The following is a 12,540-nucleotide window of genomic DNA, read 5'->3' as shown; positions in this document are numbered from 1 at the left end:
TTAGGCCCTAACTGTACAAAACCATTAAGATATGGGGCAATCTTGCTGATTTCTAGCCTGGTTTGCGGCAAAATTGGGAACCGAAGCAATGATTTCAAGGTGTTTTTAACAACCGTATTTGAACTATGAATGGCAAGGTTTTAGAGTGGATTGATCGGATTTTGGTGTTTGATGTGTTCCTCGTGTTGGGGGGGTTTATTTGGTTTGCGATCGCGCTAATTGGTCGTTCGGCGGGGATTCCCCTCGGTTGGGATCTTTGGTATGCCCTATGGCAGCCATTGTTTAACCCGGCGATTTCGATTTTAGTGATGGGCGCGGTGTTGAGTTGGGTGTTTCGGAAACTAGGTCAACGGTTTGCCAAGCCGGACGGCGACGAGGGTTAAGCCCCACAGCCAGCGATGGTGGCTTCGCGATCGCGCCCCACAGCCAGCGGCCAAACACCGCAAGCCACGCTAGGATTTGAAGGGTGTTTTTGGTGCGATCGCATGGGCATTCGACTTTTGATTTTGGATATTGACGGCACGATCGCAGGTCAGAGTAATGCCGTGTCGCCGGGGGTTTGTGCGGCCCTAGAGGCGGTGATGGCGCGGGGGATCTTGGTGGCGATCGCCACCGGGCGAATGTATTGCTCGGCCCAACGGTTTCGCGACCAAATCCGCAGCCGTGAGCCGATCATTGCCTATAACGGTGCGTGGATTCAGCACCCCGAAACGGGCGATCGCCTCCTCCATCGTCCTGTCCCCCCGGAACGTCTCGCGGAACTGCTGGATCTCGCCGATCATCCCGATTGGGTCGATAAAATTGATGTCCATGTGTACCATGACGATCGCCTCTATGTGCGGGAGATTACGCTCCAAACCGAATCGTACATGGCGCGATCGGGCTTGCCGGCCCATCCCGTCGGGGATCTGCGGCAATTGTTGGATCGCCCGTTGACGAAATTGCTGATGCTCTGCGCGGATACGGAGGCGATCGCGACCCTGCTTACCCAGTGCCAAACCGCCTACCCCCCCGATCACCTCTACATCACCCAATCCTCCCCCACATTTTTAGAATTCACCCATCCCCAAGCCAGTAAAGGCCACGCCGTCACCCATCTCGCCCAAGATCACTACGGTTTTGATCTTCAAGAAGTCATGGCGATCGGGGATAATTACAACGACCTCGATATGCTCCAAGCGGTCGGCTTGGGAATTGCGATGGGGGATGCACCGGAGGCGGTGAAGGCGGCGGCCGATTGGGTCGCGCCGTCGGTGGAAGCCGACGGGGTGGCCGTGGCGGTACAAAAATTTCTTCTTAGCCCTCTCCAGCGGGAGAGGGTTGGGTGAGGGAAACTCTATTTTCTGCTCCTGTGCTGACCCATGGCCACACCACTGCTTCAAAATCCTGAACGGTTAGAAACGCGACTCAAAGAAATTCCCACCGAGCCGGGAGTGTATTTGATGCGCGATCGCACCGATGGGATTTTGTATATTGGCAAGTCGAAACGGTTGCGATCGCGGGTGCGTTCCTATTTTCGAGAGGGGCAACACCATACCCATCGGATCGCGTTGATGGTGCGGCAGGTGGTGGAGATTGAATTTATTGTCACCGATAGCGAAGCCGAAGCCCTGGCCCTCGAAGCGAACCTAATTAAGCAGCATCAACCCTACTTTAATGTGCTGCTCAAGGATGATAAGAAATATCCCTATGTTTGTATTACCTGGTCTGAAGACTATCCGCGTATTTTCTTGACGCGGAAACGGCGGTTTAAAAATGAGCGCGATCGCTACTATGGCCCCTATGTGGATGTGCGATCGCTCCGGAGTACCCTCAACCTCGTTAAGCGTATTTTTCCCCTCCGTCAACGTCGTCGCCCCCTGTTCAAAGATCGTCCCTGTTTAAACTATGACATTGGCCGTTGTCCGGGGGTCTGTCAGGCCTTGATCACCCCGGAGGACTATCACAAAATTGTCCAAAAAGTGGCGATGATTTTCCAAGGGCGATCGGGGGAATTAATCACCCAACTCACCGCCCAAATGGAGCAGGCAGCCCAGGATTTAAACTTTGAAAAAGCGGCTCGATTGCGGGATCAAATTCAAGGCTTAACCGCCCTCCATGGCGATCAAAAAATGACCCTGCCCGACGATACCGTGTCGCGGGATGCGATCGCCCTTGCCGCCAATGATCAGCACTGCTGTATCCAACTTTTTCAAGTGCGGGCGGGGAAATTGGTGGGGCGTTTGGGCTTTTTTGCCCAGTCCCAATCCTTGACCCCCGGCGCGATTTTACAGCGTGTTTTAGAAGAGCATTATTGGCGCGTCGATGCTGTGGAAATCCCCAGCGAAATTCTCGTGCAGCATGAGTTACCCGCCGAGGACATACTCACGGATTGGCTCACCCAACGCCGGGGCCGCAAAGTCACCCTCCTCACGCCCCAACGCCAACAAAAAGCCGACCTGATCGAACTCGTCGAACGTAACGCCCAATACGAACTCGATCGCACCCAACGATTGAGCGATCGCAACACCCACGCCCTCCAAGACCTCGCCGACCTCCTCGACCTCCCCGACCTGCCCCAACGCATCGAAGGCTACGACATCTCCCACAGCCAAGGTTCCAACGCCGTCGCCTCCCAAGTGGTCTTCACCGACGGGATGCCCGCCAAACAGCATTATCGCCACTACAAAATCCAAAACCCGGATGTGCGGATCGGTCGTTCGGACGATTTCGCCAGCCTGGCTGAAGTGATCGGTCGTCGGTTTCGTAACTATCGCGATCGCAACGTGCCCCGCCACGAAGACCCCGAATTTCCCGATCTGGTGCTGATCGATGGTGGGAAAGGGCAACTTTCCGCCGTGGTGCAGATGTTGCAAAAACTCGATGTGCTCGACGATCTGCGGGTGATTAGTTTGGCCAAACGGCGCGAGGAAATTTTTGTACCCGGTGCATCGGAGCCGCTCCCCACTGACCCAGATCAGCCCGGTGTGCAACTCCTGCGCCGCGTTCGGGACGAGTCCCACCGCTTCGCCGTTAGTTTCCACCGCCAACAACGCTTAAAAAGTAGTCGGCGATCGCAACTCGACCAAGTCCCCGGCCTCGGCTTTCACCGCCAAAAACTCCTCCTCGCCCATTTCCGCTCCGTGGATTACATCCGCGCCGCCAGCCTCGACCAACTCCAAGCCGTTAACGGTGTTGGCCCCCACCTCGCCCGCGCCATCCATGACTATTTCCACCCCACCCCCGACGAATCAACCCTCTCCTAAACCGTGCTCATCCCCCCTCAACTAATATTGAACAACTGCTGTAATCGCTTACGCACCAATGTCATAATGCTCGCGTTTTCGTCCGGTGAAATTAACCCCAACTCCCGCAAATAGTGTTGACGATCTTCAAGTTCAGCTTGGTGATTTTGAAATTCTTGAATAATCTGTTTTCCCAGTTGAGGATGTTGCTGGAGTAAATTTTGGAACCCATGCTGATTGATGGCAAAAACGAGGGTTTCTTCTAACGCTCGCACCGACGCTGTGCGCGGAATGCCCAACATTAAGGCCAATTCTCCAAAGAATTGACCCCGTTTTAAGGTTTGAAGCGATCGATCAAGATTCTTCGCAAATACATCCACTGACCCCGACAAAATAATATAAAAACTGTCCCCCTTATCTCCTTCCTGGAAAAGAATTTCATCCGCTTTTAAACGCTGCCGGTAGCCCTGTTCGATTAATTGGCGCATTTCTAAATCATTAAAATGCTCAAAATAGGGAACTTGATACAGGTAATGATGAAGATAATGTGTGGATTTTGGTTCCTCTGGTGGTGGGAATGTGGTGGCATCAATGGTATTACGGAGGGGGCGATCAATTCTGAGATGAAAGGGTTCAATGCGTTCGAGTTGAATCCGCTGCTTGGCTAAGTTGATATTGGCTTGGCGGAGAAAATATTCGACAGAATAGTAGAGAGAACTTTGAATGGAATAGTATTGCGCAACTTCAGGAGTCCACGCCCACAGCACAAAGGTATAGCCAGTACCGCTAACCTTGCAGAGGGCGACTTCGGGTGTGGGTTGAGTGGCAATATCACGTTCTAAGCTGGCACAATCCAGTAAGATTTCGGTCACAACTAATGGATCACTATGTTTATCTACATCAATTTCAATAGAAATCCAACCCCCGTTTTTTCTTGATGTCCAGTTTGTGATTTTAGTGGTGGTGAGGTGGCTATTGGGAATAATTAATTGCTTTTCATCTAGGGTTTCAATAATGGTTGTTCGAATAAAAATTCCTGTGATTGTGCCTGTGACTTTTTCAAATTCGACAAAGTCGCCAACTTTGACTTTTTGATCGAGTAATAATGTGATTCCACTAATGATATCGTTGGTGACATTCTGCAAGCCAAACCCAATCCCAACCCCTAGACCTCCCGCAATAATAATCAGTGATGAAAAGTCAAACCCCGTCCCCTGCAAAACGAGAATCAACCCCAGAAATCCAATGATATAACTGCCAAAGCTTGAGATGGCTTCCCGACTACTGAGGTCAATATTTAAGCGGGCCAGGAGTTTGTATTTAATGAATGTCTTGAGGGTACGTGAAACGAGGAAGACGATTAAAAAGGCAAAGATAATTTGCAGAATCCAGAGCAATGTGACTTCGGTGTCACCGATCTGTAGTAATGGATTCTGGAGGGTTTGAATGATGGTGCGCTGGATTTGAGCAAACATAATGGCAGTCTAGAGATGATCCATTATGGCTTAAAGCAATCGGAATATCGATGATTCCTACCATAAAAAACAGGGTGAATTTGCTTCACCCTGTTGCTTTTAATACGAGTTCAATTGAACCGGCTTAATGTTGTGATGCGATCGCCGCCGCCGCTTTGTCGGGGGTTTCTTCGATCACCTTGTCGATGATGCCGTATTCGAGGGCTTCATGGGGCGACATGAAGTAGTCGCGATCGGTGTCTTTTTCGATTTTTTCCAGGGGTTGGCCGGTTTGCGCCACCATGATTTCGTTGAGTTGCCGCTTAATGCGCAGGATTTCGCGGGCTTCAATTTCAATATCAGTGGCTTGACGACGGCCTTGTGTCCCGCCGAGGGGTTGGTGAATCATGATCCGGGCGTGGGGGAGAGCGAGGCGTTTGCCCTTGGTTCCGGCTCCGAGGAGGAAGGCTCCCATGGAGGCGGCCAGCCCGACGCAGATCGTCACCACTTCAGACTTGATGTGTTGCATCGTGTCGAAGATGGCGAGGCCAGCGGTGACGGAACCACCGGGGGAGTTAATGTACAGGTAGATCGGCTTGCTCGAATCTTCGGAATCCAGATAGAGCATGATCGCGATGATTTGGTTCGCGATACCGTCGTTGATGCCGCGACCGAGGAAGATGATTCGCTCCCGGTACAGGCGATCGTAGATGTTGATCCAGTCAGAATAGGGCTGACCGGGCATTTGATAGGGGACTCTCGGAACACCAATGGGCATGATAACAGTGAAGAATGAGGAACAGGAATGCAATGGGGGAAGGGTCTAGAGAGCCGGTAAGGCTTTGGGTAAGTCTTTAGAACTCTCCAACACTTTATCGATAATGCCGTAGTCTTTGGCTTGGGGGGGGGTCATGTACAACATGCGATCGGTGTCTTTTTCCAGGCGCTCGATGTCTTGCTGGGTACTTTTGGCTAAGATGCCGAGCATGGCGCGTTTGTTGGCCAAGACTTCTTTGGCGCGGATTTGAATGTCGGAGGCTTGGCCGCGTGCCCCTTGGCGCGGTTGATGCAGGATGATCGTGGAATGGGCGAGGCTGGCACGACAGCCACGAGTCCCGGCGGCGAGAATCATCGCAGCAGTTCCCATCGCTTGACCGATGCAGATCGTATGGATGGGGGGTTTGATGTAGTTCATCGTGTCGCAAATGGCGAAGGCTTCGGTTTCAAAGCCGATCGCATCGCCGCCGTACCAGGAAGTGCCGGTGGAGTTGATGTACATGAAGATGGGTTTTTCCGGATCATCAAACTGAAGATAGAGCAATTGCGCGATGATCAGTTCGGTCACATCCAAACCCATCTGCTCTTTGTACTCATCGGAGGAAACTAGGGGTAAACCTAGATAGATGATCCGTTCTTTGAGTAGCAGTGAGGGTAAATCCGGGGGCGGGGTGCGATAGTTCGTCCCGCCGCGATAGGGGGCTTGAACGGCCTGAATCGGTAAGTTCATTTCTAGGTCTGACTCGATAGGGCAAAGGGGACGTTTTAAAACGTGCTCAATGGCTGATTGATAAGTATTAAGGCATTTTAACGTATTTGCTCTGGGCATTTGGCGATCGCGCCCTGGATGTGTCCCCTGTGCGATCGTCCCTAGGCCTGAAAAATTTGGGCAGCGGTTAGTTGCAAGTCCGGAAACGCCAAGGATTCGATCGGCTCATCGCCTCGAAACTGCTTCACATCATATTCCCCATCCACCATCTGATACACCGAAATCGTCGGGGTTTTCTCTGCCCCAATGAATCGCCGTCCCCCCAAGCCCCGATAGTCGATGATCCAATATTCCGGGATACCCAGCACCTCATAGTCCCCGGATTTTCTGCCGTAATCATTCTGCCAATTTGTGCTCACCACTTCCACCACGAGCCGCACGGAACGACCGGAGGTAATCACCGATTCGGGTTGCCAGCGGGGTTCGTTGGCTAAAGCGGCGCGATCGAGGACAACAATATCGGGCAGATAACCGGATTCGTCTTCGGCGTATTTGATTAAGCAATCCCCCGGAATTGAGTAGGGCAGGTTAAGTCGTCGGATTTCAAAGTGTAATTCGCCTGCAATAAATCCGGTGATGTTCGAGTGCTGGCCAGTTCCAAGGGGCATTTCGACAATGACTCCACTGTGTAATTCATACTTGCATGATGAGTCGGTGGGATACCATGCCACGAATTGATCGAAGGAGATCGGTTTGGTGAGGGTTTGGGTCATGGTGGTTATGCGGGATTGGGTTGGTGTTGAGGGTTTGGCTTTAGATCATACGAGATAAGTTTAGGAACCGCTATCGGCCGGAAGGGTTGACCGATCGCCTCTCCTGCTCAGCCAACCCCGGCGGGGGCTGAAACAGAGGGCGAGGAGAAAACCGGCGAAAATCGCCATCACGATCGCAGGGCCCGACGGTAGATCGAGGTAGTAACTCGCATACATGCCGCTGATGCTGGCGATCGCCCCCAACACCGCCCCCACCCACATCATCTGATGCAGTTCTTTGACGAGTAAATAGGCCGTAATCGCGGGCCCCACCAGCAGCGCCATCACCAGCAACACCCCCACCACCTGCATCGTGGCGACAATCGTCAGGGTGATCGCACTAATTAAACCCATATACAAACCTTGGACGGGGAGACCGCTGGCCTGCGCACCGAGGGGATCAAAGCTGTAAAACAGGAGTTCTTTATAAAAGAGTTTGACCAAGGTGATGATCAAGGCCGCGATCGCGATCGTCCGCCCCAAATCCCCCCGCGTCACCCCCAAAATATCGCCAAACAGAAGGCTAGAGAGATCCACCTGATTCGTTTTCAACAGGCTAATTAATAAAATGCCAAACGCGAGAAACGTCGTCAGGGTGAGGGACATGGCGGCATCGACCTTGAGGCGCGATCGCTTCTCCAACAGCGCCACACAGATCGCACTCAACACCCCCGCCACAAACGCCCCAATCCCCACATCAATCCCCAGGAAAAATGCGATCGACAGGCCCGGCACAATGGAATGGGAAATCACCCCGCCGATCATGCTCATCTGCTGCACGATCAAGTAACTCCCCGTCACCGCGCAGAGCACCCCCAACACCACCCCCATCGCCAGGGCATCGCGCATGAAGGCAAATTGCAACGGGTCCAGGAGCCATTCTAGCAACGCAGTCATGGCGATCCCTAGGCCGCAGCGAGGTAGAAGCGTTTTCCGTAGGCTTGTTCGAGGCAGGCGGGGCAGATCACTTCACTTTGGGTTCCGGCGGCGATCAGGGTTTGATTGAGTAAGAGAAATTGATCGTAATGGGCGAGGGTGTCGCCGAAGTCGTGACTAATCACCAACAGGGTTTTACCGGCGGCTTTTAATTCGGCGAAGAGATCAAATAGGATCGTTTCGGTGGTTTGATCAACCCCGGCAAAGGGTTCATCGAGAAAAAATAGATCGGCTTCCTGGGCGAGGGCGCGGGCGATAAAAACGCGCTGTTGTTGGCCGCCGGACAGTTCCCCGATTTGACGGTGGGCATAGTCGGCCATGCCGACGCGATCGAGGGCGTGGTGAGCGATCGCATTAGAAGCCGCCGAAAAACTTCGCAACCATCCCGTTTGCCGCGTCCGTCCCATCCGCACCACATTCTGCACCGTGATCGGATAGTCCCAATCAATCACCGTCCGCTGCGGCACATAGGCGACCCGCTGCCGATAGGGGGCGAAGGGCTGGTTATGCCACAGGATCGACCCACTCACGGGCGGCACTAACCCCAGCATCACCTTCATTAACGTGCTTTTCCCCGCCCCATTGGGCCCTAATAGGTTCGTCGCTTGTCCCGGTTGCAGCACAAAGGATACGTTTTGAATGGCCCAGCGATCGCGATAGGCGGCGGTCACGTTGCGGACTTCGAGCATGGGGAAGTGAAAATGAGAATGACTATCATTAATATACTCTAGGATGGAGGCGGTGGGGTGGGGGGGGTGAAGCGATCGCTCTTCCAAAGTCGAGAATTGAAATCCCCGCCTCAGACCGAAAACTCGTTAAACCGGGTTCCAGAGTGGGCTTTAGCCCACTTTCGCTATCCGCCAAGAACTGAAGTTTTTGGCGGAGCAGGGTTCAGCGCGATCGCGCGAGTGTCTCCCTCGCTACCTTGATCCGGGGGATCATATCGGTCAACCTTGGCGCGTTATGAATCAGCCGTAGCTTGCGATGGGGGGCAAAATTAACTAGGATGATAATCATTATCATTTTTTATTGCCATGCGTTTTGCTGTTTGGATGACCCTCGGTTCTCTCCTCTTCGCCGGGTGTACAACCCCAGCCCCTGATTCCCAAGACTCGGCCGCCTCAGCGTCGGATTCTTCTCCCGACTCCCCCGCCGTGACGGTGGTGGTGTCGAGCGATATCCTCTGTGACTTAACGGAGCAGGTGATGGGGGCGACGCAAGAGACCACTGATCTCACCTGTTTAATGGGCCCTGACCAAGATCCCCACACCTATGCCACCACCCCATCGGATCGCCGCGCCATCGCCCAAGCGCAACTCTTTTTCTATGACGGCTACAACCTGACACCGACGATCGCACAATTGGCGGACTCTGCGGAAACGGGGGTGAAAACGGTGGCGGTGTTTGAAATGGCTGTGCCGAATCCGTTGATGTTTGACCATGACCATAACCATGATCATGATCATGGCCACGAAGACGAGCATGGGGCACATGATCACGAGGAACCGGAGCATGAGGATCACGGCCATGAAGGGAATGACCAGGAAAAGGAAACACAACAGCCCGACCCCCATGTGTGGCACGATGTGGAACAAGCGATCGCCGCCGTTGAGGTGATCGCCGCTGAATTGAGTGCGATCGCGCCCCAGCACCGCGACACCTACGCCCGCAACGCCGATCAATTTACCCAAACCCTCACCACCCTCGATACTTGGATCGGGGAACAAATCGCTACGATTCCCGCTGACCAGCGCATTCTCGTCACAACCCATGCGTCGTTTAACTACTTCGTGGCTGCCTATGGGTTAACGCGAGCCGAAGCCCTGCAAGGCCTCAGCACCGAAGATGCTCCTAGCGCCGCCACGCTTAAACGTCTCGTCGAGCAAATTCAAGCCACCCAAGTCCCCACGGTCTTCCCAGAAAACATCGCTAACAATACGGTCCTCGACACTGTGACGCGGGAAGCGGGAGTTAAGTCCTCAGCAACGCCACTGCTCACCGGGTCTAGGGGGTCTTTGGGGAGCTATGTAGACATGATGGTGTCGAATACCTGTGCGATCGCCACGGGTCTCGGTGGGCAATGCCAAGACTTTGCACCGCCTAACCCCACGAATTAACCTGATTCCCCTCGGTCTACCCAGCAATTCTCACTTGGGTTTGTTCTTGGGGTTCGCTCAATGGCAATGTTAATGGAGGCTTAGTTTGCACACAGTATTGAGTTAAAGGGTTGTTAATCTCCCGTTTTTAGGATTGGTTTTGGCTATCCTGAGCACCCCCATTCCCTGAACTCGATTCAGGAACCTGACCCGTTGCATGGGGGCAAAGGGTAGCCCCTTACGTATCCAATACCAAACGCTAGTCCTATGACACCACATCACGATCGCTCACCTTGGGAGCCGGAAGATCGCGGCATGAATCCGTCCGATAATGAGTCTTTTGTCACTGTTTTGCAGCGGGCAACCCTGCGCCGTCGTTCGTTTCTGAAAGGGGGATCATCCCTGATCGCTGCGTCAATGGTAGGGATGGGGTTAGCAGTGCTAGGGGATACCCTCAAGCCCGATAAAATTGCTGCGAGGGCGGCAACCCCTGAGGGTCTAGATCTGAACTTTTCCCCTGTGGCGAAAACCCTTACTGACCAAGTGACTGTCCCGGCGGGCTATACGGTGAATGTTTTGATGGCGACGGGCGATCCCCTGACGAATCGTGTTGCGCCCTATAAAAACGATGGCACCGACACGGATTTTGAATTCCGCAGTGGGGATCACCATGACGGGATGCATTTTTTTAGCTTGAATCCGCGTAATGTCAATCGGGGCATTCTCTGTGTTAATCATGAAGTTTGCGAAGATTTGGGCTTTGTCCATGCCAATGGGCCGACAGATTATGGTGCGGACAACACTAATGCTCGCCCGATGGCGGAAATTGACAAAGAAGTGAACGCCCACGGGGTGAGCATTGTTGAAGTGGTGAAACAGGGAAATTCCTACGCCATCAATAAAGGTTCGCGCTATAACCGTCGCGTCACTGCGGCTACGCCCTGCGACTTGACGGGGCCGGTGCGCGGTCATCAAAAAATGGTCACGTCCTATTCTCCCCAAGGGGTCGCGACGCGGGGCACGGTGAACAATTGCGCCAATGGTTACACTCCCTGGGGAACTTATCTCACCTGTGAGGAAAACTGGTGGGGGTATTTTGCGCGTCGGGAAGGGGCGGATGTGCGTCCGGCTCAGGAAGAATACGCGCTACAACGCTACGGCATCAAGGGTGATACGTCGGGACGCTATAACTGGGCGCGGTTGGGGGCGAACGATACGACGGATGTTTATGCTCGCTGGAATACGGCGAAAACGAGCGATCGCCCTGATCGTGACTTTTCTAATGTGGCGAATACCTTCGGCTGGATTGTGGAAATTGATCCCCTCGAACCGGACTCGCGCCCCCAAAAACGGACGGCGATGGGTCGTTTTTTCCATGAAGGCTGCTGGCCTGCTCCGGCTCAGGCGGGGCGGCCGGTGGTGTTCTATTCTGGGGATGATGCCCGGAATGAATATGTTTATAAGTTTGTCTCGGCTCAAATGTGGAGCGATCGCGACCAAGAGGGCGGCCTCGAAGCGGGGGCGAAATACCTCAATCAGGGCACATTGTACGCGGCGAAGTTTAACGCTGATGGGTCTGGGGAATGGTTACCTTTGACGCTGGATAATCCGGCGATCGCCACCTACACCAACTACACCTTTGCCGACCCAGCCGATGTGCTGATCAACTCCCGGATCGCCGCCGATGCCGTCGGGGCCACGAAGATGGATCGCCCCGAATGGGGAGGCGTGCATCCGGTTAATGGTGAAGTCTACTTCACCCTCACCAACAGTGTTTCTAGCAGCAGCGGACGGGGCACAAAAACCCCCCTTGATCCAGCCAATCCCCGCTTTTACCGCGACGAAAAAGGTGATGCAACCAACGCAGGCAACGTCAACGGTCACATCATCCGCTGGCGAGAAGCGGGGAACGATCACGCCGCCACCGCGTTTACCTGGGATGTGTATTTGTTTGGGGCGCAGGCCGATGCGGGCGATGAGGTAAACCTGTCCGGCTTGAGTGCGGAGAATGATTTCTCTAGCCCCGATGGGCTGTGGTTTAGTGACGCTGCCCCTGGTCTCCTCTGGATTCAAACCGATGACAGTGCCTACACGGATCAATCCAACTGCATGATGTTGGCGGCGATTCCTGGCCAAGTGGGCGACGGCGGCATGAAGGCGATCGCCAACAAAGCCGTTCCGGCCAACGGGGGCGCGGATCAAACCGTCACCACCTACGCCGGACAGGCGGCAAACCCCACCACCTTACGCCGCTTTTTAGTGGGGCCCAAAGATTGCGAAATCACCGGAATCACCGAAACCCCCGACGGCACAGCAATTTTCGTCAACATTCAACACCCCGGCGAAAACAGCACCTCTGCCACCAATCCGGCGGAATTTACCAGCCACTGGCCCGATGGCGGTTCGGCTCGGCCGCGCTCGGCCACGATTGTGATCACCCGCAATGACGGCGGCCGGATCGCACGGTAAGGGATTCTGAACACTGATGACAGGAGAAAGAGAGGGCGTGAGATCACACTTCCTCTCTTTCTC

The 12,540-nt window shown here is 53.9% G+C and carries 11 protein-coding genes; 5 read left to right on the top strand and 6 right to left on the bottom strand.

What is annotated here, in order from left to right; genetic code table 11:
- The first annotated feature begins 125 nt into the window (after window positions 1–125).
- The 3 genes from SPI6313_RS08785 to uvrC are packed head-to-tail and all read left to right on the top strand — an operon-like array spanning window position 126 to window position 3,245.
- Entirely contained in the window at window positions 126–383 is a 258-nt protein-coding gene (locus SPI6313_RS08785; RefSeq protein ID WP_072620652.1) for a hypothetical protein, read from the top strand.
- A gap of 15 nt (window positions 384–398) precedes the next feature.
- Window positions 399–1,328 carry a Cof-type HAD-IIB family hydrolase gene (locus SPI6313_RS08780; RefSeq protein WP_217650551.1) on the top strand — a complete coding sequence of 310 codons (930 nt, stop codon included), beginning with the start codon at window positions 399–401 and terminating at the stop codon, window positions 1,326–1,328.
- A 33-nt stretch (window positions 1,329–1,361) separates the two neighbouring features.
- A complete protein-coding gene (uvrC, locus tag SPI6313_RS08775; RefSeq protein ID WP_072620651.1) occupies window positions 1,362–3,245 on the top strand; it encodes an excinuclease ABC subunit UvrC in 1,884 nt (627 codons plus the stop codon).
- Between the two features lie 17 nt (window positions 3,246–3,262).
- On the opposite strand, the gene SPI6313_RS08770 is transcribed toward uvrC, so the two are convergent.
- The 6 genes from SPI6313_RS08770 to SPI6313_RS08745 form a co-directional block, all read right to left on the bottom strand.
- Window positions 3,263–4,699 carry a cyclic nucleotide-binding domain-containing protein gene (locus SPI6313_RS08770; RefSeq protein WP_072620650.1) on the bottom strand — a complete coding sequence of 479 codons (1,437 nt, stop codon included), beginning with the start codon at window positions 4,697–4,699 and terminating at the stop codon, window positions 3,263–3,265.
- 124 nt (window positions 4,700–4,823) lie between these two features.
- The gene (locus tag SPI6313_RS08765; RefSeq protein ID WP_072620649.1) at window positions 4,824–5,456 is read right to left on the bottom strand and encodes an ATP-dependent Clp protease proteolytic subunit; all 633 of its coding nucleotides are present in this window, start codon (window positions 5,454–5,456) and stop codon (window positions 4,824–4,826) included.
- A gap of 45 nt (window positions 5,457–5,501) precedes the next feature.
- Complete coding sequence (locus SPI6313_RS08760; RefSeq protein WP_072620648.1) at window positions 5,502–6,185, bottom strand: ATP-dependent Clp protease proteolytic subunit; 684 nt, start codon at window positions 6,183–6,185, stop codon at window positions 5,502–5,504.
- 140 nt (window positions 6,186–6,325) lie between these two features.
- Window positions 6,326–6,937 (bottom strand): Uma2 family endonuclease, encoded by a 612-nt coding sequence (locus tag SPI6313_RS08755; RefSeq protein ID WP_072620647.1) that lies wholly within the window; start codon window positions 6,935–6,937, stop codon window positions 6,326–6,328.
- Between the two features lie 60 nt (window positions 6,938–6,997).
- Window positions 6,998–7,864, bottom strand: a complete 867-nt coding sequence (locus SPI6313_RS08750; protein ID WP_072623066.1) for a metal ABC transporter permease — start codon at window positions 7,862–7,864, stop codon at window positions 6,998–7,000.
- A 17-nt stretch (window positions 7,865–7,881) separates the two neighbouring features.
- On the bottom strand, window positions 7,882–8,601 hold the full coding sequence (locus tag SPI6313_RS08745; protein ID WP_072620646.1) for a metal ABC transporter ATP-binding protein: 720 nt from the start codon (window positions 8,599–8,601) through the stop codon (window positions 7,882–7,884).
- Window positions 8,602–8,946: 345 nt separating this feature from the next.
- On the opposite strand from SPI6313_RS08745, the gene SPI6313_RS08740 reads away from it, so the two are divergent.
- Window positions 8,947–10,029, top strand: coding sequence for a metal ABC transporter substrate-binding protein (locus SPI6313_RS08740; RefSeq protein WP_072620645.1), 1,083 nt, complete (start codon window positions 8,947–8,949; stop codon window positions 10,027–10,029).
- A 246-nt stretch (window positions 10,030–10,275) separates the two neighbouring features.
- Window positions 10,276–12,477 (top strand): PhoX family protein, encoded by a 2,202-nt coding sequence (locus SPI6313_RS08735; protein ID WP_072620644.1) that lies wholly within the window; start codon window positions 10,276–10,278, stop codon window positions 12,475–12,477.
- Window positions 12,478–12,540 lie beyond the last annotated feature (63 nt).

This window comes from Spirulina major PCC 6313, assembly GCF_001890765.1.
GTDB lineage: Bacteria > Cyanobacteriota > Cyanobacteriia > Cyanobacteriales > Spirulinaceae > Spirulina > Spirulina major.
Note: the sequence above shows the minus strand (reverse complement) of the source record. Positions and strands in the feature narration are given on the sequence as shown.

What these genes read in the sequence shown, in the direction of transcription:
- SPI6313_RS08735 (WP_072620644.1), top strand. Translation starts at nt 10,276, where the DNA reads ATGACACCACATCACGATCGCTCACCTTGGGAGCCGGAAGATCGCGGC.
- SPI6313_RS08745 (WP_072620646.1), bottom strand. Translation starts at nt 8,601, where the DNA reads ATGCTCGAAGTCCGCAACGTGACCGCCGCCTATCGCGATCGCTGGGCC.
- SPI6313_RS08785 (WP_072620652.1), top strand. Translation starts at nt 126, where the DNA reads ATGAATGGCAAGGTTTTAGAGTGGATTGATCGGATTTTGGTGTTTGAT.
- SPI6313_RS08740 (WP_072620645.1), top strand. Translation starts at nt 8,947, where the DNA reads ATGCGTTTTGCTGTTTGGATGACCCTCGGTTCTCTCCTCTTCGCCGGG.
- uvrC (WP_072620651.1), top strand. Translation starts at nt 1,362, where the DNA reads ATGGCCACACCACTGCTTCAAAATCCTGAACGGTTAGAAACGCGACTC.
- SPI6313_RS08755 (WP_072620647.1), bottom strand. Translation starts at nt 6,937, where the DNA reads ATGACCCAAACCCTCACCAAACCGATCTCCTTCGATCAATTCGTGGCA.
- SPI6313_RS08770 (WP_072620650.1), bottom strand. Translation starts at nt 4,699, where the DNA reads ATGTTTGCTCAAATCCAGCGCACCATCATTCAAACCCTCCAGAATCCA.
- SPI6313_RS08765 (WP_072620649.1), bottom strand. Translation starts at nt 5,456, where the DNA reads ATGCCCATTGGTGTTCCGAGAGTCCCCTATCAAATGCCCGGTCAGCCC.
- SPI6313_RS08760 (WP_072620648.1), bottom strand. Translation starts at nt 6,185, where the DNA reads ATGAACTTACCGATTCAGGCCGTTCAAGCCCCCTATCGCGGCGGGACG.
- SPI6313_RS08780 (WP_217650551.1), top strand. Translation starts at nt 399, where the DNA reads ATGGTGGCTTCGCGATCGCGCCCCACAGCCAGCGGCCAAACACCGCAA.